The sequence below is a fragment of the Aurantimonas sp. 22II-16-19i genome, assembly GCF_002088275.1.
GTDB lineage: Bacteria > Pseudomonadota > Alphaproteobacteria > Rhizobiales > Rhizobiaceae > Jiella.
The window spans coordinates 1-20,506 of record NZ_AQQS01000028.1; the positions used below are offsets into that span (position 1 = coordinate 1).

At 70.1% G+C, this 20,506-nt stretch carries 14 protein-coding genes; 7 read left to right on the forward strand and 7 right to left on the reverse strand.

Features of this window, described 5'->3' with window-relative positions:
* The first annotated feature begins 321 nt into the window (after positions 1-321).
* Together ATO4_RS19205 and ATO4_RS19210 are read left to right on the forward strand one after the other, a co-directional pair.
* Positions 322-1,029, forward strand: a complete 708-nt coding sequence (locus tag ATO4_RS19205) for a L,D-transpeptidase (RefSeq protein ID WP_083593164.1) — start codon at positions 322-324, stop codon at positions 1,027-1,029.
* A 287-nt stretch (positions 1,030-1,316) separates the two neighbouring features.
* A complete protein-coding gene (locus ATO4_RS19210) occupies positions 1,317-2,894 on the forward strand; it encodes an FAD-dependent oxidoreductase (RefSeq protein WP_083593165.1) in 1,578 nt (525 codons plus the stop codon).
* A 42-nt stretch (positions 2,895-2,936) separates the two neighbouring features.
* On the opposite strand, the gene ATO4_RS19215 is transcribed toward ATO4_RS19210, so the two are convergent.
* From ATO4_RS19215 to ATO4_RS19230, 4 genes are all read right to left on the reverse strand, one after another.
* Entirely contained in the window at positions 2,937-3,422 is a 486-nt protein-coding gene (locus tag ATO4_RS19215) for a DoxX family protein (protein WP_083593166.1), read from the reverse strand.
* Positions 3,415-4,185: a DNA-binding domain-containing protein gene (locus ATO4_RS19220; RefSeq protein ID WP_176223061.1), complete on the reverse strand. Its 771-nt coding sequence runs from the start codon at positions 4,183-4,185 to the stop codon at positions 3,415-3,417. Before ATO4_RS19220 ends, ATO4_RS19215 begins: the two co-directional genes overlap by 8 nt.
* Before the next feature lie 20 nt (positions 4,186-4,205).
* The gene (locus ATO4_RS19225) at positions 4,206-5,075 is read right to left on the reverse strand and encodes a DUF692 domain-containing protein (RefSeq protein WP_083593217.1); all 870 of its coding nucleotides are present in this window, start codon (positions 5,073-5,075) and stop codon (positions 4,206-4,208) included.
* Positions 5,076-5,156: 81 nt separating this feature from the next.
* Positions 5,157-5,450: a DUF2282 domain-containing protein gene (locus ATO4_RS19230; RefSeq protein ID WP_083593167.1), complete on the reverse strand. Its 294-nt coding sequence runs from the start codon at positions 5,448-5,450 to the stop codon at positions 5,157-5,159.
* A 189-nt stretch (positions 5,451-5,639) separates the two neighbouring features.
* Here ATO4_RS19230 and ATO4_RS19235 point away from each other — a divergent pair, with 189 nt between their 5' ends.
* Both ATO4_RS19235 and ATO4_RS19240 read left to right on the forward strand, forming a co-directional pair.
* Complete coding sequence (locus ATO4_RS19235; RefSeq protein WP_083593168.1) at positions 5,640-6,194, forward strand: sigma-70 family RNA polymerase sigma factor; 555 nt, start codon at positions 5,640-5,642, stop codon at positions 6,192-6,194.
* A complete protein-coding gene (locus tag ATO4_RS19240; protein WP_245308838.1) occupies positions 6,191-6,832 on the forward strand; it encodes an NrsF family protein in 642 nt (213 codons plus the stop codon). Before ATO4_RS19235 ends, ATO4_RS19240 begins: the two co-directional genes overlap by 4 nt.
* A 58-nt stretch (positions 6,833-6,890) precedes the next feature.
* Here ATO4_RS19240 and ATO4_RS19245 read toward each other — a convergent pair whose 3' ends face one another.
* Positions 6,891-7,304 carry a hypothetical protein gene (locus ATO4_RS19245; RefSeq protein WP_083593170.1) on the reverse strand — a complete coding sequence of 138 codons (414 nt, stop codon included), beginning with the start codon at positions 7,302-7,304 and terminating at the stop codon, positions 6,891-6,893.
* Between the two features lie 179 nt (positions 7,305-7,483).
* Between ATO4_RS19245 and ATO4_RS19250 the strand changes: the two genes are divergently transcribed.
* Together ATO4_RS19250 and ATO4_RS19255 are read left to right on the forward strand one after the other, a co-directional pair.
* Positions 7,484-9,112 (forward strand): long-chain-fatty-acid--CoA ligase, encoded by a 1,629-nt coding sequence (locus ATO4_RS19250; protein WP_083593171.1) that lies wholly within the window; start codon positions 7,484-7,486, stop codon positions 9,110-9,112.
* Positions 9,113-9,231: 119 nt separating this feature from the next.
* Positions 9,232-10,149, forward strand: a complete 918-nt coding sequence (locus tag ATO4_RS19255; RefSeq protein WP_083593172.1) for a DUF1499 domain-containing protein — start codon at positions 9,232-9,234, stop codon at positions 10,147-10,149.
* Positions 10,150-10,156: 7 nt separating this feature from the next.
* Here the strand turns inward: ATO4_RS19255 and ATO4_RS19260 are convergent, their stop codons facing one another.
* Positions 10,157-11,092 (reverse strand): MBL fold metallo-hydrolase, encoded by a 936-nt coding sequence (locus ATO4_RS19260; RefSeq protein ID WP_083593173.1) that lies wholly within the window; start codon positions 11,090-11,092, stop codon positions 10,157-10,159.
* A gap of 726 nt (positions 11,093-11,818) precedes the next feature.
* On the opposite strand from ATO4_RS19260, the gene ATO4_RS19265 reads away from it, so the two are divergent.
* Entirely contained in the window at positions 11,819-17,608 is a 5,790-nt protein-coding gene (locus ATO4_RS19265; RefSeq protein WP_083593174.1) for a DUF4011 domain-containing protein, read from the forward strand.
* 117 nt (positions 17,609-17,725) lie between these two features.
* On the opposite strand, the gene ATO4_RS19270 is transcribed toward ATO4_RS19265, so the two are convergent.
* Complete coding sequence (locus ATO4_RS19270; RefSeq protein ID WP_083593175.1) at positions 17,726-20,422, reverse strand: bifunctional acetate--CoA ligase family protein/GNAT family N-acetyltransferase; 2,697 nt, start codon at positions 20,420-20,422, stop codon at positions 17,726-17,728.
* Positions 20,423-20,506: the final 84 nt, after the last annotated feature.

The following is a 20,506-nucleotide window of genomic DNA, read 5'->3' on the forward strand; positions in this document are numbered from 1 at the left end:
CGGACACCGCCCGCCGGCCCCCGAACGATCCCGGTGATCATTCGTGCCCGTGTCGCGGGCCGGCGGTGAGGGGATGATGCCGGAGGGCCGAGGGGGTGGGGATAAGTTTTTCTGCCGGGGGTGCCGCGATGGACCGAAAGGCGGCAGACCGATGACGATGCGGCATGTCGCCCGTGCCACACCCTTGAGCGAAGCGACGGGCTTTCAAGCGTCCGTGATGGTGGAACCGATTGGCCGGACGGCGGTTTGTGTAAAAAGGTTTTCCGAAGGATGCGCCCGTAGAATGGCCGCATCGGCAAAAATACGTACAAGGCTGGAACGATGAGTGATTTCAACGAACGACTTCTGTCGCGGCGCGGCTTCCTGACGGTTGCCGGTCTCGGCGCCATGGTGGCGGGTTCGGGCTGCGCCAGCGCCTCGCGCGCGACGATCTCGACGCTGACCGCGTTTTCCGGCGGCGGAAGCTACGGCAGCTCCCGTTACCGGGCCATGTATGGCCGCATGGTCGACAATGGCGAGGTGATTCCCGCGGTCAATCTCAGCCGGGTCCCCGAGCAGTTCCTGCGCCGGGAAGTCGCCGATCCGACCGGCGAGAAGCCGGGCACGGTGGTCGTCGATACGGGTGCGAAATTCGCCTATTACGTCATGCCCGGTGGCCGGGCGATGCGCTACGGCGTCGGCGTCGGGCGTGAAGGCTTCGGCTGGAGCGGCCGCGCGGACGTCCGGATGAAGCGCATCTGGCCGACCTGGACGCCGCCCCGCGAGATGATCCAGAGGAAGCCCGAACTCGCCGAATATGCCGGCGGCATGCCCGGCGGCATCATGAACCCGCTCGGCGCCCGGGCGCTCTACCTCTTCCAGGGCGGGCGCGACACGCTGTATCGTCTGCACGGCTCGCCGGAATACTGGACCATCGGCACCAACGAATCCTCCGGCTGCATCCGCTTCATGAACCAGGACATCATCGACCTCTACGATCGGGTCAATGTCGGCGCGCCGGTCCTGGTAAAGAGCGGCGTCTACGTCTAACAGACCGGACGAGCCGAGGCCGGAGCACGCTTCCACGGCAGAGACGCGCCCGATCGAGACCGGGCGCGAACATCCCGTCCGCGTGATCCGGCAGAAGCTCATTTCCTTCCAGACCTGATTCGAGGCGAGTGGCTCAGTCACTCGCCTTTTTCATGCGCCTTCCGTCCTCCCCGTGTTCACCGCCTGTCCGGTGGCTCGCAATCGCGCGGCGCAGGCAGACCGCCGGGAACCCTCGCCGATCGACACCGTTGGCTTCGAACCATTCCAGACAGACAGGGACCGGCTCGATGCAACACGACGTCGCCGCTTTCGCCGACCTTTCCGAGGACGGCCTCCACGAAGTCGAGGCGGGCGGGATCAAGATCCTGCTTGCCCGCGACGGCGACCGGGTGCTCGCCACCGGCGCCCACTGCACCCACAAGGGCGCGCCGCTGAAGAACGGCACGCGCATCGGCACCCGCCTCATCTGCCCGTGGCATCACGCCAATTTCGACCTTGCGACCGGCGATCACATCGAGCCGCCGGGCCAGGGCTGCCTCAATCGCTTCGAGGCGGCGGTGGTGGACGGCCGCGTGCTGATCGAAGTGCCGGAGGGTGCCGGCGAGCATCGGCCGGAGGTCGACCCCGCCACTCGCAAGGCCGGCGGCAACCGGATCTTCGCCATCATCGGGGGCGGCGCGGGCGGCCTCGCCTGCGCGCAGGAACTGGTGCGCCGGGGCTTCGATGGGCGCATCGTGATGTTCTCCGACGATGGCGAGACCCCCTACGACCGCACCGCGCTGTCGAAGACCTATCTGGCGGGCAAGACCTCCGACGACGATCTTCCCCTCGTCGGCACCGGGGGGCTCGATGCGATCGGCGTCGAGCGGATCACCGAGAAAGTCGAGCGGATCGACGCGGAGAACCGCACCATCCATTTTGCCGGGAAGGAGGGCGTCGGCGAGGGCCTCGTCTACGACCGCTGCTTCGCCGCACCGGGCAGCGATTCCGCCACCCTCCCCCTCGAAAACGCCGATCTGCCGAACGTCTTCACGCTGCGCACCCATGACGACGGCAAGACGCTGAAGGCAGCGGCCGATGCTGCGCAGAACATCGTCATCGTCGGCTCCGGCTTCATCGGGATGGAGGCCGCCGCAAGCTTCGCATCGAACGGCAAGACGGTGACGGTGGTTTCGCAGGAAACGTTGCCGTTTGCGAGCAAATGGGGCGATGCGGTCGCAGGCCAGATCGTCGGCCAGCACCGCGCCAAGGGCGTCACCGTCAAGACCAACACCGGCGTCGCGGCGATCGAGGAAAAGCGCGGCCATGTGAGCGCCGTGCATCTTTCGAGCGGCGAAATGGTGTCGGCCGACATGGTGCTGATCGCCGTCGGCGCCAAGCCGCGGCTGTCGATCTTCGGCGAGGCGGCCGAGGAAGCCGGCGGCGTCGACGTCGGGCCGGATCTGTCGGTGGATGCCAGCCTCTTCGTCGGCGGCGACGTGGCGAACTTCCCGCTGCACGGGCGGGGCTACGCGACGCGGATCGAGCATTGGCGGGTGGCCGAGCAGCATGGCCGCTACGCCGCCCGGGCGATGCTCGGCGAGACCAGCCCCTTCACCGGCATCCCGTTCTTCTGGTCGGCGCAATACGGCCCGATCCACTATGTCGGCCACGCCAAGGACTATGACGAGTGCCATGTCGAGGGCGATCTTGCGGCCGGCAGCTACACCGCCTTCTACGTCAAGGACGACAGGGTGATCGCGGCGCTGGGCCGCGGCAAGGCGGATGTCACGGCCGACCTGCACGGCCTGATGCTGACGTCGGACCCGACGCCGTCGAAGACCAGCCTCCAAGCGGTCGGCTGGCAGCCGAAGCGGCTGCTGTGAGGGCGGCGTTGCGGGAGGCGATCCTGCCTCCCGCGCCTTCGCTCAGACGGGGCGCGTCGCCGGCCCGCCGCTGCCGGCCGACCGTTTCGCGAGCAGCGCGTCCAGCGACAGCCTGCCGCCGCCATAGACGATCAGCGCCAAGGCCATGGCTGCCCAGGGCAGATGGAAATTGGCCCAGCCGCCGGGAATGGTCAGCTGAATCACCGCCGTCATCGCCAGGATGGCGACGGCGGCAAAGCGGGTGCCGAGGCCGAGGACGAGGAGGATCGGCAGGACGATCTCGGCGATGCCGGCCAGCGAGGCCGACACCAGCGGCAAGGGATAGGCGAACTGGCCGCCGAGAATGTGGAGCTTGAACTCCTGCTGGAACAGGTATTTCGCGCCGGAGGACAGTTGCAGGAAGCCGTCCCACTTGGTGAGGCCCGACCGGAAGAACGGCACGGCGAGGGCAAGCCGCAGGGCGAGCAGCGGCAGGGACGCGGGGATGGCGGCGAGCATCGCCTCGACGCGGTGCAGTCTTTCAAACATGGCGAGCTTCCTTCTGAGCTGAATTCACCGCGGCCGAAAAGGCGCCGGCCGACACGAGGCGAAGCAGCGCGCGGCCGAAGTCGAAGCCGCCGCGGCTCGCCGCGTCTTCGGCGGCCGGGCCGAGCGCCTCGCCGGACAGGAGCGCTGTGGCAAAGCCCGCCTCTTCGTCCGGCAGGACCTGCAACTCGCAGCGTGTGTGGGGCCGGGTGACGAGGACGGTCTCGGCGCGCCAGTGCGTGACGGGCGAGACGGCATCCCGGTTGTGCCGGGCGTAAATCGTGCCGACCGGATACGGCGAGGAGACGAGCCGGGCGGCGGGATGGGCGGTGAGCCGGACGTCGCCGAGGTCGTCCGGCGGGATCGCCGTCAGCGCATCCATGGCGAGGCACGCCTCGTCGGCGGCATGGAAGGCCGAGGCCATGGCGTCCTCGAGCCGGGCGACGTCGGCAAGATAGGCGATGCCGGCCGCCGGCGGGAAGCTTGCGACGAACTCCGGAAACTGCGAGCCATAGGCGAGCATCACCGGCGAGGTCGGCGGGGCGAGCGCGACGGATTCCCGCGCCATCGCCCGGAAGAAGTCCTCGCCGACGAGCCGCAGCGTCACCGGATAGCGACGCTCAAGCGCCCTTGTCAGCCCGACGCCGACATTGTTGCGATAGACGGCGAAGCGGGCGGCGTCGCGCCGGCCGGAACGGGTGGAGAGACCTTCCGGCATCGCCGCCTCGCGCGGCAGGAGCGCGGCTGCGAATTGGCTCGCGCCCACCCTCTTCGCGGCGGCCCCGCTCACGCGGCGGAGCGGCGAAGCGCCGCCTCCGGCAGGCCGCGCCGAGCGTCCTCCAATGCTGCCGCAACACGCTGCGCCTCGGCAAACAGCACCGGAAACTCCGGCACGTCGTTGTCCCATTCGACGAGGGTCGGCAACGGGCCGGCCCGCTTCAGCACGTGGCGATAGAGGTCGAACACGTCGGGCAGGACCGGCGAGGCATGGGCGTCGATGAGGAGGCGCTCGCCGGCCTCGTCGACGACCTCGTCATAGCCGGCGAGATGGATCTCGCCGACCTTGTCCAGCGGGAAGCGGTCGATGTAGGCGACGGGGTCGAGGCGGTGGTTGATCGATGAGACGACGACGTTGTTGACGTCGAGCAGCAGGCCGCAGCCGGTGCGCTCGCTGACCGCGGCGAGGAAGTCGATCTCGTCGATCGTCGATTCCTCGAAGACCAGATAGGTCGAGGGGTTTTCGAGCAGCATCCGAGCCCCGAGAAACGCCTGGGTCTCGGCGACGTGGCGGGCGACCCGCTCCAGCGTTTCGGGCGTATAGGGCAGCGGCAGCAGATCGTTGAAGAAGGTGCTCGCGTGGGTCGACCAGGCGAGATGCTCGGAAAAGCTCGCGGGACGGTAGCGCTCGACGAGGCGGCGCAGGCGTTTCAGATGGTCGCGGTCGAGATCGCCCTCGCCGCCGATCGACAGGCCGACGCCGTGCAGCGACAGCGGATAGCGCCCGGCGATGGCCGCCAGCTGATGGTGGGGCAGGCCGCCCTCGCCCATGTAGTTCTCGGCATGGACCTCGAAGAAGCCGAGTTCGGGCCGCGTTGCGAGGATTTCGTCGACATGTTCCGGCTTCAGCCCGACACCTGCAGCGATCGGCAGCGCCATGGTGGTTTCTCCCGGCGGATGAAGGAGGCGGAAAGGCGGATCCGGCGCCATGCCGGACCCGCCCGTCGGATCAGGGCCGGATCAGCTCGGCAGGTCGCGGGTCAGCGGCTCGAGCGAGCCCATGCGCTCGCCCGGCAGTTCCATCGTCTCGCAGGTGCCGGCCGGCACGGCCTTCCAGGAATTGCCCTGGTAGTCGACGGTGGAGGTGCCGGCGCAGGTGGTGCCGGCGCCGGCGGCGCAGTCGTTCTGGCCGGCGAGCGCCACGCCGTAGCACTTGACGGTCTCTTCGGCGGCGGATGCGGGAACGGTGGCTGCAAGGGCCGCGGCGGCGGCGAGCGAGCCGGCGAGTGCCAGGCTGAAGGTACGACGATCCATGTCGGGTCTCCCGTTGAGGACGTTGCTTTACGAGGCCGTTCGTGGCCTCGTTCCGCCGGTTCGCCTTCGCCGGGAATTCCGTTACGATATCGCATTGCTTTCACGCGCAAGTGAAGGCAATGCGATGCCAGCCACGAAAAAATTCGGCATGGTCGAAACAAAGTCGCGGACCGCTTCGAAGGTACCCTCATGCAGCCTGCCTCCTCGTCCAAGCTCCAGGGGCTCGACGACCTTCTGCGGCGTGCGCTGGCGGGTGACGAAAGGGCCTATCGGGCGTTCCTGACCGATGCGGCGGTGATCGTCCGCCGGTTCGCGGCGAGCCGCATGCCGCGACACTCGGCCGGCTTCGACGTGGAGGATCTGGTCCAGGAAATCCTCCTGGCGGTTCACTCCAAGCGGCACACCTGGCGGCCGGGTGAGCCGGTCGCGCCATGGCTGTTCGCGATCGCCCGCTACAAGGCGATCGACGCCTACCGCCGGCGCGGCAGGCGAATCGAAATCGACATCGAGGCGATGGGTGACGTCTTCGAGGATCCGTCGGCGACGCCGACCGCCGTCGCCCACGACGTCGGCCGGGCGGTCGCCTCGCTCGGCGGCCGGCAGCAGGCCGTCGTTTCGGCGCTGTCGGTGGAAGGCAAGTCGATCAGCGAGACGGCCCGCGAGCTCGACATGAGCGAAGGGGCCGTGAGGGTGGCGTTTCACCGGGGGTTGTCAGCGATCGCCAAGAAGTTTGGAAGAGAATGATGCAGACGGACGAGTTGATCGCGGATCTGTCGGGGGAATTCACCCGGCGCAAACGTCAGGCCGGATTGCCGCTGTGGCTCGCCGCCGCCGCTTCGCCCGTCGTTGCCTTTGCCGTGTTCATGCCGCTGCTCGGCCCGCGACCGGACTTCCTCGCTTCGTTCGGGTCGATCCGCTTCGACATGAAGTTCATCGAGGCCGGCCTGCTGGCGGTGACGGCGCTCGGCCTTCTCGCCGCCCTGGCCCGGCCGGCGCGGCCGTGGCGGAGCCGCCTGCCGATGCTGCTCGTCCCCGCGCTTCTGCTGCTGGCGGCGGCCGGGGTCGAGCTCCTGGTGATGCCCGAGGCGACCTGGCCCATCCGGGCGATCGGCCAGAATGCCATGACCTGCCTGATCGCCATTCCGACGATCGGCGCGCCCGTCCTCCTGCTGCTGCTCTATGCCCTGTCCCAGCAGGCGCCGACGCGGCCGGGGCTGACGGGCGCCACCGCGGGACTCGTCGCCGCGGGGATCTCGGCGACCTTCTACGCGGCCCACTGCTCGGACGATTCGCCGCTCTTCGTCGCCATCTGGTATCCGCTGGCGACGATGATCCTGGTCGCGGCCGGCGCGCTCGCCGGCAGCCGGCTCCTGCGCTGGTAGGGCCGGCGGGCGGCGAGCGAGCAAGGGACGGGCGGGCGGCAGGGCCGCCGGGCTCGCCTCAGGCCTCGCCTTCCGGCTGCATCTGGCCGAAGGACGGCATCCCGTCGCGGATGCGCGACAGGACCCCGACGAAGGCCCGGGCAAAGCCGTGGAAGCGATCGCCCACCTCGTCCCGGTCGGCGACCCGCATGGCGTCGCCCTCGGCGTTGAGGACGGCGAAGAACACCCGGCCTCGCCCTTCGTCGGACTGGGCCATGTGGATCGCGGCGATCTCGCTCGCATCCTCGAAGGAGCCGTCGGTCGGCATGGCGAAGAGGAATTCGCCGCCGATCATCTCGGCGGCCCGCCGCACGCAATCCTCGAACAGCGTCTCGCCGATGTCGCTCGCCCCGAGCGCCAGCTCGAACTCGACCGCCTCGACGCCTTCGCCCGTCTCGAACGGATCGCCCTCGACCGCCTGATCCATCTGCATGACGAACTCCTTTTGCTTTCGTCCCTTGCCCGGGTTGTGACGAGGGGAAATGTCCAAACTTTGTCCGTGTGCCCCCGGCTGGACAAGGCGCCGGCTTTCACGACACACTGCCCGCAACGAAAAGGCTCGGCGCCGGGGATGCGGGCGATGCGAGCGAAGTTCTCAGCGGGAGGAAGACGATGCGCGGATTGATGCAGGACTGGCCGCTCTTGTGCTCGAAGGTGATCGACCATGCGGCGAACGAGCATCCGCTGCGCGAGGTCGTCAGCCGCTCGGTCGAGGGGCCGATGCACCGCACCAACTACCGCGAGGTGCGCGGACGGGCGCTGAAGATCGCCCAGCTCCTGGAGCGGGAAGGCTACGGCCTCGGCGACCGCATCGCCACCATGGCCTGGAACACCTGGCGGCATCTGGAATGCTGGTACGGCATCATGGGCATCGGGGCGATCTACCACACGCTGAACCCGCGGCTGTTCCCCGAGCAGCTCGCCTGGATCATGAACGACGCCGAGGACAAGCTCGTCTTCGTCGACCTGACCTTCCTGCCGCTGATCGAGGCTTTGGCGCCGGCCGTGCCCAGCCTGACCAAGGTGATCGTCCTCACCGACGCCGAGCACATGCCCGAGACCAAGCTTCCCAACGCCGTCGCCTACGAGGAATGGCTGAAGGGCGCCGACGGCGACTTCGCCTGGAAGGAGTTCGACGAGAACACCGCGGCGGGCATGTGCTACACCTCCGGCACGACAGGCAATCCCAAGGGCGTCGTCTATTCCCACCGCTCCAACGTCCTGCATTCGATGATCGCTCAGGCGCCGGACGCGATGAACCTCGCCTCCTCGTCCCGCATGCTGCCGATCGTGCCGTTCTTCCACGCCAATGGCTGGGGCATCGCCCTGACGACGCCGATGACCGGGGCGACGCTGGTCATGCCCGGTCCGAAGATGGACGGCGCCTCGGTCTACCAGCTGCTCACCGAGGAGCGGGTGACCTGCACCGCCGCGGTGCCGACCGTCTGGCTGATGCTGCTCCAACATCTCGAAGCCCATGGCGGCGAGCTGCCGGATCTGGAGCGCGTCATCATCGGCGGCTCGGCCTGTCCGCGCCGGGTGATCGACGCCTTCCAGAACCGCTACGGCGCGCAGGTGGTGCACGCCTGGGGCATGACCGAGATGAGCCCGCTCGGGACGCTCTGCGCCATCAAGCCGGAATATGCGGGTCTTGCCGGCGACGAGCTTCTCGCCGTCGAGGAGACGCAAGGGTTTCCGCCCTTCGGCGTCGAGATGAAGGTGACCGACGACGAGAACCGCACCCTGCCGCGCGACGGCAAGACCTTCGGCCGGCTGAAGGTGCGCGGGCCCGCCGTCGCCAAGGCCTACTACAAGGACCAGGGGGCCGAACTCTTCGATGAGGAACGCTGGTTCGACACCGGCGACGTCGCCCATATCGACCAGCACGGCTACATGAAGATCACCGACCGGGCGAAGGACGTCATCAAGTCCGGCGGCGAGTGGATCTCGTCCATCGAGATCGAGAACATCGCCGTCGGCCATCCCGACGTCGCCGAGGCCGCGGTGATCGGGCTGAAGCATCCCAAATGGGACGAGCGGCCGCTGCTCGTCTGCGTCAAGCGGGAGGGCCGGGAGCCGACCAAGGAAGAGGTGCTGGGTTATCTCGACGGCAAGATCGCCAAGTGGTGGATGCCCGACGACGTCGTCTTCGTCGAGGAGATCCCCCACACGGCGGCGGGCAAGATCCGCAAGACGGCGCTGCGCGACACGTTCCGCGACTATGTGCTGCCGACGGCGTGAGGGGGGCGGCCTTTGCCGCCACGCGGCGATTTGCGGTGTGGGATCAGGACGATGGATGCGTTTCCGGCGGGGCCCGTTTCGGCTAAGACTGGGATCATGACCATGATCGAGCCCGCTCCATGACCCTCGCCTTCGGCAATCTTCCGGTCCGCGGCCATTATCTGCGCAAGCGGCTGCGGCTCGCGGGCTTCGCCCGCTGGCTGGCGCTCTTTGCCATCGTGCTCGTCGTTGCGGGCTTCACCGTCTTCCGGCTCGGCGGCATCGAGCCGCGCGCCCTGGCCGGTCTCCTGATCCTGTCGGCGGTGATGGCGAGCCTCGGCCTGATCATCGCCGTCTGGGGGATCGCGCGGGTCTGGTTCGGCGGGCTGCTCGGCGGCGGCAAGGCGATCGGGGCCTTCGTCCTGTCGCTCCTGGCACTGGCGCCCTTCCTCTTCGCTGCGTGGCTGGCGCTCGAAAATCCCCGCGCCAACGTCGCCTACAGCGAAGGCATGGAGCCGGACGCCGTCGCCGACGTGATCGCCGCGGCCGGTCGGACGCTGCCGGGCTGGCAGCGGGCGATCAGCGCGGAGGACGCGCCCAGCATCGTCACCGGACGGCGCTATCTCGCGGCCGCCCCGGAGATCTACAAGGCCGTCCGCCTCGCGCTGGCGGAGAAGGGCTGGGAAGTCGACGACGTCGTCCTCGGCGATCCCGAGGACCTGCCGGACGGCGAGGCCGGCGACCTCGGTGTCAGCGGCACAGTCGACGTGCCGATCCCGACGTCGCGGGCGGAGGCCGAGCAGATCAGCGCCGCCGATCTCGCGGGAACCCGCGACAGCGACCAGTACCGGATCGACGCGACGGCGCGGGACATGCTCCTCGGCCTGCCGAGCGCCGTCACCATCCGCATCGTCGAGGACGGCCGGGAGACCTTCGTCGACGCCCGCTCCACCTCGCTGCAGATAGAGGTCGACTTCGGCCAGAACCGGCGGTTTCTCGAGAGCTTCTTCGCCGATCTCGACACCGCCCTCGCGGGGCAGGTGTCGACCGGTTCGTGAGGCTCGCTCAGTCCGCCGCCAGCCGGTATCGGGCGCCGCCGTCGCCGTCCGCCCGTTCCTCGCGAACCTTCCCCCGCGCCTGCAGATCGAGGAGATGGGCCAGCACCGACAGGCCGGCCGCGCCGGCAAGCCGCGGGTCGAGGCCGGGATAGGTGGCGGCGACGATGGCCGGAATCGTCTCGTCGCCGGCTTGAAGCCGCCCGAGGATCGCCGCCTCGCGCATGCGCCGATGCCGGATCAGGCCGCGCACGAAGGGGATCGGCCGCTCGACCGGGCCGCCATGGCCGGGCAGATAGCGGGTCTCGGCCCGGCCGAGGAGCTTGTCCAGCGAGACCATGTAGTCGCCCATCACGCCGTCCGGCGGGGCGACGACCGGGGTCGACCAGGCCATGACGTGGTCGCCGGACAACAGAATGCCGAGATCGGGAAACGCAAAGGCCAGGTGGTCGGAGGCATGGCCCGGCGTCGCCACCACCTCGATGGCATGGCCGCCGAGGCGGAGCGTCTCGCCGTCATCGAGGTGGCGCTGATAGGGTAAGTCGCCGGCAGGCGGGGCGTCGAGGTGCTGGATGTCACCGGCCTCGACGACGGAGCCGCGGCGCGCACCCAGAAGCGGCGCCGCGACATTCGACGAGAAGTCCGCCGCGAGCGAGGAGTGGTCGGAATGGGAATGGGTGAGGAGGACGGCGTCCACCGCCCGGCCGCCGACGGCATCCAGCAAGGCGGCGAGATGCGCCGCGTCCGCCGGGCCGGGATCGACGACGACGCAGCGATCCGCGCCACCGACGACGTAGCTGTTCGTCCCGGCAAAGGTGAAGGGAGAGGGATTGTTCGCCGTCACCCTCAGGACGCCGGGCGCGACCGGAACGGAACGGCCATGGTCGGGGGTGAAGGCGGTGGTGAATTGCGGCTCCTGCGAGTCGCCGGAAGATGCGTCTGTCATGGCGCGATCCTTATCAGAAGATCGGGGTTTTCGCGCGGCGGGGACATCACCGGGCTCCTCCTTCGACTGCAAAGAGGCCGACGGGGACGGGCATCGATCGCTCGCGCGAGTTGCCGTTCGAGCCGATCTCGCATATCTTCAAAGAGCGGGAGCCGGAGCGCTAACTCCGACCCCCTGTGCTTACCGGATGAATTGGACCCGGATCTCGACAGCCCAGCCGGTCCGGGTCCTTTCGACCCTAAGCACGACGGTCAGCGGAATCATCCACATACCCGTCACTCCTTTCGAGGACAAAGCCCCCGAACCCTGGAGGCGCCTCGGCCGCGGTGGCTCATCCTCCGCGGTCCGCGGGCTGGGACGCGGCGCTGCTTCTGCCCTCCACCCATTCATGACGTGCGAGACAAGACGGCGCAACTTCTGCGTCGAGGCTTTCGCTACGGGATCGTCTGCGATGACTGCCCGCGTCTTGGCCCGTGAAGACGGGGCCCTTGCCTCCCGGCCCGTCGGCCGGAGCGGCTTCGATATTCGCAAGGCAGAGCCACTCATGGTTGCCGACTGGCGCCCACGGACGAGCCGGCGCCTGATCGTCCTCCGTGCATCCGGCGGCGATTTCGCCAGTCCGCCAAGCGGCTTCCCGCGTTCCAGCTGCGATCCCGCCCCCTTCTCATCGGACCTCGGCTTGCCATAGGGTTGCGGCCACGACGCAGAGCGATTCGGGACAGCCTGATGGACCAAGCCAACGGAACCCGCGACACCGGCGAGGCGATCGATCTCGCCTTCCAGAGCAGGGAGATCGCGCGGCTGCGGGAGAAGCTGCTCGACCTGACCCGGCGCAACGGCCTTTTGAATTTCCGCCATTCGCGGGGCGGCGCCTTCGTGCGCGTCGTCGACGAATTGCCGGACGCGCTGCTCGAGACCCTGCGCGGCGGCGAGATGGCCTTCGAGCCGCTGCCCGACCCGGAATCCGAGCCCGCCGACGAGCGCACCGAGACATTCCAGAACGCCCTGGCGATCGGCCGGCTGACCGACGAGACCTATCTCGGCGCAACGGTGGAGCTCGGCGAGGCGGAGGCCGACACCGAAAGGCTCGCCGAGGCCGACGAGGCGCTGCGCCACCGCGTTCGCGCGTCGCTGGGCCTGCCGAAGCTCGACGGCGGCAAGAAGCTCGACATCGCCGAGCTCGCCCGGGCGAACGGCTTCGACCCGAGCTTCGAGCTGCGCCTGCCGCCCCACCGCGATCCCGAGCTCGACGGCACCGCGCCGGCCCATCTCGGCGACGACCGCATCCGCATCCTCCTCACCCGCTCCCAGGCCGAGCGGCGGCTGCGGACGATCTTCGACCGCAACCGGACGCTGGAGAACGAGACCGGCATCCACACGCTGCAGATCGCCTTCGGCTTCATCGAGTGGATCGATCCCAAGCAGCCCTCGACCGGGCCCTACCACGCGCCGCTCTTGACGATGCCGCTCAACCTGCGGCGCAAGATCGTCGGCGGCAGCTATCATTTCTGGGCCAGCGCGCCGGAGGGGGAGCTGTCGGTCAATCTGGCGCTGGCGGAGCTTCTGAAGCGCGACCATGGCGTGGCGCTCCCCGCCGTCGAGCCGGAGGAGACCCCGGAGGACTATTTCGCCCGGCTCGCGCCGGCACTGAGGGAGGCGAAGTTCCTCGGGCTGAAGCGCTTCGTGACCATCGCGATCTTCCCGTTTCCGCGCATGGGCCTGTGGGCCGATCTCGACGAGACGATCTGGCCTGGGGACGGGCTGCGCCGGCATGCGGGGCTGGCGCGGCTGATCGGCGGCCTGTCGACGGAGGGAGCGGCCGGCAGCTTCGGCGCCGACCATCCGATCGAGGACGAGGCCTGGGCCGGCCGCGTCCCGCCGCTGGTCATGCCGGCGGACGTCTCCCAGCATTCGGCGATCCTCGACGCCATGGAGGGCAAGGACCTCGTCGTCGAGGGCCCGCCGGGCACCGGCAAGAGCCAGACCATCGCCAACCTCATCGCCGCGGCGATCGGCGCCGGACGGCGCGTCCTGTTCCTCGCCGAGAAGCGCACGGCGCTCGAAGCCGTCGCCAAGCGCCTCGACGAGCGCGGCCTCGGGCCGACGCTCCTCGAACTTCACTCGGAGAAGACCTCCAAGCCCGAGGTGATGGCGTCGCTGGCGGCAGCCGTCCACAATGGCGAGACGCCGCCGGGCCGGCTCGCCGGACTGCGCGCGGAGCAGCAGCGCGAAGGCCGGCTGCTGCGGGCCTATCACGCGGCGCTGCAGGACAGGCCCGACGGCCACGAGCGCACGACCTGGCAGCTGATCTGGCAGGAAACGGCGCTGCGCCGGGCGCTGTCCGGCCGGATGGCCGAGACGATCCGGCCGCACCATGTCGCCGGCGTCGATCTCGCCGACGAAGCGGTGTTCCGTGAGACGACGGACACGCTGAAGGAACTCGCCGCGGCCGCCGAGACGGTGGCCGAGCGCCTCGGCGGCCTGCGGTCGAGCCCGTGGCACGCGGCGAGCGGCCTGCCGGTCCAGCCGCATGTCCAGGACGCGCTCTTGCGCGAGCTCGGCGAGGAGCTCGCAGGCCCGCTCCGTGCGGTCGAGGATGCGCTGGCCCCGCTCGGGCAGACGGCGGACGGATCGGCGATGTCCGACCGGGCGGCACCCGATCTGGAAAGGCTCTGCGAGGAGGTGGACGGCCTCGTTCTGCCCCCGCCCCTGCCCGAAGCCGAGCGACTGGCGGCCGCGGCGTTCGAGCAGCGGCTGGGGCCGGAGACGCTTGCCGCCGCGACGGAGCTGGCGAGACTTCGGGACGAGCGCTCGGGGCTGGTCGATGCGGCCTTTTCCGACGCGGCGGCGCTGGACATGCTCCAGCAGCAGCTGGCGGCGATGGGATTCGGCCATGTGTCGATCGAGGATCTGGACCGCCGGGCGCAGGACTACACCGGCGAGGCGGAAGCGTTCGACGCGATCGAGGCGCGGTTGCGCGAGCGGTTCGCGGGCTTCGGCGTGGATTTGCCGCCGGTGGCGGGCAGCGTCGAGACGATCGCCGGGCTCGCCGCGATCGCCCGGCGCTATCCGGGGCGCGCCTGGAGCCTGCAGTATTTCACGGCGAACAAGCGGCGGCGCGAGCATCTGGAGGAGCTGGCCGATCGCTCCAGGGCGCTGCAGGAGCGGCTGCGGCGGCTCGGCGCCGAGATCGATCTCGGCCGGGCGGCAGCCATGGGTTCCCGCGAATTGCGGCAGATCGGCGATCTGGTCGGCGATGCCGGCCTGTTCGCGCGTCTGTTCAGCAGCGACACCAAGCGCGCCCTGGCGACGGCCGGCACGCTGGCGCGCGGCACCGAGGACCGCGCGCGGCTGCGCAGCCTCCTGCACGAGGCCGCCACCACCCGCGACGAATGGGCCGCGATCCTTGCCGACGAGCAGGGCAAGGCGGCCTTCGGCGACGACTGGCAGGGGCCGGAGACGGCCTTCGACGGGCTGGACGAGGCGGCGTCGTGCCTCACGGATGTCGAGGCGTTCCTGCGTCGCCGCAGTGCCGATCACCTGATCCGGGCGGCCCTGCAGATCGAGGTGGAGGCCCTCGCCCCGGAATTGCTCTCGGCCCCGGAGGCGGCCCTGATCGAGCGCGCGCCGAAGGATACGCCGCTTTCGTCCCTCGCCGAGGGACTGCGCCAGCGGGCGGAGGAATTGCGGGCGATCGCCGCCGCCGGCCGCCGGGCCGGCATCCGGCCGTCGGCGCTGATCCTCGACGGCGAGATCCGGCTCGCCGACCAGCTGGACGGCCTTGCCCGGCAGGCCGAGGCGGCGATCGCAGCGGCGCCGGCCGAGAGCCGCGACGTGATCGAGATCGCGGCGGCCGATCCGGGGGCCACAACGATGGCGGCGGAACTTGCAGGGGCGCCGGTGCTTGCGGCCTTCTTCGGGACCGGGCCCGCCGCGAGCGGTGCGGCGCGTCTCGCCGCGATCCGCACGCTCCAGACGAATGCCCGGACGCTTCATGACAGGCTGGCGAGGCTGGAGGCCGCGAGCGCCGCGCTGCGCCAGCGTCTCGGCGAGCGCTTCGTGCCGATTGCCGAGACGGCGGGCATCGCCGCCCGCGCCGGTGATCTCGCGACGGCGCTCCGGGACGTCGAGGGGCTGCGCCTCCACGCCAATCTGGAGCGCTATCTGAGGCAGGCCGCCGCCGCGGGGGTGCTGCCGCTCTACGAGACCCAGGTCGGCGCGGGAAAGCCGGTCGCGGCGCTGGCCGACATCCTGGCGCTCTTGCGTTGCCAGAAGGCGCTGGAGGCGCCGTTCCAGGATCCCGCCTCGCCGATCCGGCAGTCGACCACCGGCCGGCTCGACACGGCCCGCAGCCGCTTCGGCCGCGCCGAGGCGGAGCTGTACCGGCTCGAGGCGGACAATGTGCTGGCGAGCGCGAGGGAGCGGACCGGGACGGCGCCCTGGGGACAGGATTCCGGCCCGGTCGGCACCTACACCCAGCTCGCCTTGATCAAGCACGAGATGAGCAAGCAGAAGCGGCACATCCCGATCCGGCACCTGATGGAGCGGGCCGGCGCCGCCCTGCAGGCGCTGAAGCCGGTCCTGATGATGAGCCCCCACGCGCTGGCGCAATACGCCCCGCCGGGCACGCTGGAGTTCGACCTCGTCGTCATCGACGAGGCCTCCCAGATGAAGCCGGAATTCGCTGTCGGAGCCCTGGCGAGAGGCGGGCAATATGTCATCGTCGGGGACCAGAAGCAGCTGCCGCCGACGGACTTCTTCGCCGCCCAGAGCGACGACGACGGGGATGGCGACGACGAGGCGGGGGCGGCCGACCTCGCCGAGAGCGTCCTCGACCTCGCCGCCTCGCGCATGCCCCACAAGCGGCGGCTGCGCTGGCACTACCGCTCGCAGCATCCGGCGCTGATCGCCTTTTCCAACCGGGAATTCTACGACCGCGAGCTGGTGATCTTTCCCGCCGCCGCCGAGAGCGAGACGGCGGGCGTGCGCTGCGTCGAGGTGGACGGCGTCTACCAGGCGAATGTCAATCCGAGGGAGGCCGAGGCGGCCATCGAGGAGGCCCGCCGGCTGATCTACAAGGCGGCCGACGACGGCAGCGACCTCTCCCTCGGCATCGCCACGATGAACCTCAAGCAGCGCGATCTCATCAACGCCGAATTCGAGCGCCTGGCCGCGAGCGACCCGATCGTGCGGGCCTATGTGGAACGCTGGGAGAATACGGTCGAGCCGGTCTTCGTCAAGAACCTCGAAAACGTCCAGGGCGACGAGCGCGACGTCATCGTCATCTCGACGCTGTTCGGCCCGGCTGAGCCCGGCGGCAAGGTCCGCCAGAACTTCGGCGCGATCAACCGCGGCGCCGGCCACCGCCGGCTCAACGTCCTGTTCACCCGGGCCAAGCGCGCGATGATCATCGTCACCTCGCTGAAGACCGGCGACATCGTGCCGACGCCGACCTCGTCGCGCGGCGTCCAGGTGTTCAAGGGGTTCCTCGACTATGCCCGCGGCGGCGCGGTCTATGACGACGCGCAATCGCGGGACGCCGAAAGCCCGTTCGAGGAGTTCGTCGCGGCCAAGCTCGCGGCGGCCGGCTACGAGGTCGTCCACCAGATCGGCGTCGAGGGGTTCCGGATCGATCTCGCGGTGCGCCATCCGGACGATCCGTCGGTCTTCGTCGCCGGCATCGAATGCGACGGTGCGCCCTTCCATACGGGGCTCACCATCCGCGACCGCGACGTCATCCGCCAGAAGGTGCTGGAAGGCCTCGGCTGGTCGATCTGGCGGATCTGGTCGACCGACTGGTACAACGACCCGGACGGCGAGGCCGAGAAGCTGGTCCGGTTCCTCGCCCGCCGCACCGCCGAGATGAGCGTCGCACGTCCCGCCACGGTGTCGGCGGACGCAGGCCGGGCGCGGCAGGCGGTCGATACCCAAGCCGCGACTGGAGCCGGGGACCGGGACGAGACGAGCGATGCCCTGTCGGCGGAGGTTGACGGCGACGAGGCGGTGGCGGAGAGCCGCTCTCACGCCGTCGCTGATCCCGGCGCCGACGGAGCTCCGACGCCCCTCGTCGTCGAGCGGCCGGAGCCGGCCGACGGTGTCCCGGCGAACGACCTGTTCGCGCACCCTGCGGCCGCCTCGGCTGCCGTCCCCTCGGCTGCGGTCCCTCCGCCTGCGGTCCCCTCGGCTGCGGCCCTCTCGGCTGCGGCTTCCCCAAGCGATGCCGGCGCGCCGGCGCCAAAGTCGCCGCCGCCGCGGGGGCGGCACATCCGCCGCAACGCCCTCGACATCTACGAGGTCATGCCCGGCCTGTTCGAGGTCCGCCGCGAGGGGATGGTGCTCGGCGAGGTCGAGCGGGTCTCCGGCGTCGGGGTGGACCGGCGCCTGACCGCCGGCTCGGCGCCGAGCCTGCCGCGGTTTCGCGGCGTGCCCGAGGGAAGCGAGGTGACCTTCACCACGACCGACATCTACGAGGCTTTCGACCGGCTGGCGCGGGAGGCTGTGGCCGAGCCCGCCTGAGACCGCAGGCTCCGGTCTTCGGCCGGCGCCGAGGGGTATACGCTCGAGCGCCGAGCAGGCTCGCTACCAGGCGCGGCCCGCCAAAGCTCCGGCGGGAGACGAGCGTCGCCGGGGCGTTCAGCCCGTGTCGCCGAGCCGCTCCAGCTCGATCGTCACATGGGCGGTGTCGCTGAAGCTCTCCGTCCGCTCGGCCCTGAAGCCGAGGTCGTGGGCGAGCTTCAGCATGGTGACGTTCTCGCGCAGGATCTCGCCATAGACGCGCTTCAGGCCGCGGGCCCGGCCATAGGCGAGGATCGCGGTCATCAGGAGATAGCCGAGCCCCTTGCCCTTCATGTCCGAGCGCACCAGCACGGCGAATTCCGCCGCCTCGTTCTCCGGGTCGGCCACCAGCCTGACGACGCCGAAGATCGCCCCCTCGCCATAGAGGCTCCCCGGCTCGATCGCGACGAAGGCCATCTCGCGGTCGTAGTCGATCTGCGAGAAGCGCGCGGCCGTCTGGTGCGGCAGCGCCTTCATCGGGCCCATGAAGCGCAGCCGCAGATCCTCGGGGGCGCATTGCAGCACCATCTCCGCCAGCGCTCCCTCGTCCTCCGGCCGGATCGGCCGCAGGAGATAATGGGCGCCGTCGCGAAGGCTGATCCTCTGCTCCAGCTCGCGCGGATAGGGCCGGATCGCCGGCCCGGCGGCGCCGGCGCCGTTGGCCCGCAGCGCGATGCGCGCGTCGAGGGCGAGGACGCCGTCGCCATCCGCCAAGAGCGGGTTGATGTCGAGTTCGGCCACCTCCGGCAGCAGCACGGCGAGTTCCGCCAGCCGCACCAGCACGTCGGTCAGCGCCTCCATCGGCACGGCGGCGACGTCCCGGAAGCCGGCGAGGAGCTTCGACACCTGCGTACACTCGACCATCCGGCGCGCCAGCACCGAATTCAGCGGCGGCAGGCCGATCGTGCGGTCGCCGATCACCTCGGTGGCCTTGCCGCCGGTGCCGAACAGGATGACCGGGCCGAAGGTCGGATCGGAGGCGATGCCGGCGATCAGTTCCTGGGCGTCCGGCCGCGACACCATGGGCTGGACGGTGAAGCCGGCGATGCGGGCGCCGGGCACGGCCTTCGCGACGTCCCGCGTCATCGCGGCGACCGCCTCGGCCATCTCGGCGGCCGAGCCGATGTTCAGCCGCACCCCGCCGACGTCGGACTTGTGGGTGACCTGCGGCGACACGACCTTGAGGACCGCCGGCGCGCCGATGGCGGCAAACTCTTGCGCCGCCGCCTCGGCCGTGGCGACGAAGGCCGTCGGCACGGTGGGGATGCCGAACAGCGCCAGCACGGCTTTCGCCTCCCACTCGCTGAGGACGGCGCGGCCCTCGTTTCGGGCGGCCGCGAGGAGGGCGCGGGCTTTCGCGACGTCCTCGGGGGCGATCATCACCCCGGCGCTCGGCGTTTCGAGCAGCAGGGCCTGGTTGTGTCGATATTCGACGAGCTGGGTGAAGGCGCGGACCGCATCGTCGGGGCTGTCGAAGGTCGCAATCTTCTCGGCGGCGAAGAAGGCCCGCACCGGCCCCGCCGCCGTGCCGCCGAGCCAGCTGGTGAGGAGCGGGAAGCGCGGCCGCCGCCGCGCCGCCTCGGCCACTGCCGCGCCGGCCTCCATGCCGTCGGCCACCGCCGTCGGGCAGTTGAGGACGAGGATGGCGTCGCTCTCGCGGCCCGCCATCAGCACATCCAGCGCCGCGCCGTAGCGCTCGCCGGTGGCGTCGCCGATGATGTCGACGGGGTTGCCGCGGGACCACATCGGCGGCAGCACGGCGTCGAGCGCGTCGCGGGTCGCATCGCTCATGTCGGCGAGATGGCCGCCGAGCTTCTCCAGCGCGTCGACGGCGAGGACGCCGGCGCCGCCGCCATTGGTCAGGATGGTCAGGCGGTCGCCGCCGATGCGGATGCCGGTCGACAGCGTCGCCGCGGCCTCGAACAGCTCCTCCATCGTGTCGACCCTGAGCACGCCGGCGCGCCGGAAGGCGGCGTCGTAGACGATGTCCGATCCGGCCAGCGCCCCGGTGTGGGATTTTGCCGCTCGCGCCCCCTCGGCGCTCCGCCCGGACTTGATGACGAGCACGGGCTTTGACCGCGCCGCGATGCGCGCCGCCGAGAGGAATTTCTTCGCGAAGGTGACGTTCTCGACATAGAGCAGGATCGAGCGGGTCGCCCGGTCGGTGGAGAGATAGTCGAGGAGATCGCCGAAGTCGGCGTCGCCCATGTCGCCGAGGGAGACGACGTGGGAAAAGCCGATGCCCCGCGCGTCGGCCCAGTCGAGGACCGCGGTGACGATGGCGCCGGACTGGCTGACGAGGGCGATGTCGCCGGCCCGCGGCGTCAGATGGGCGAAGCTCGCATTGATGCCGGACGGCGTCGAGATCAGGCCGAGGCAGTTGGGGCCGACGATCCGCATCAGATGCGGGCGCGCCGCGTCGAGCATCTCCTGGCGCAGCGTCGAGGCGCCCGACGCCTCGCTAAGGCCGGCCGAGATGACCACCGCGGCGCGGCAGCCCGCCTCGGCCAGTTCCCGCACGACGCCGGGAACGGTGCGGGCCGGCGTCGCGACGACGGCGAGGTCCGGCGGCTCGGGAAGCGCCGCGATCGAGCCATGGCAGGGCCGGCCCTCGATCTCGCGGTGATGGGGGTTCACAAGCATGACGGGGCCGGCAAAGCCTGCCGCAAGAAGGTTCCGCGCCACGACGTTGCCGACGGACCTCGGCACGTCGCTGGCCCCGACGAGGGCGATCGAACGCGGCGCGAACAGTGCGTCGAAATTGCGGATGCTCATGACACGCCTCTCGAAGCTCCGGGAATTTCGAGCAGTCTAGCCGACATTTCGGGTGCCCATGTGACCGATGCGACCGCGCAAGTG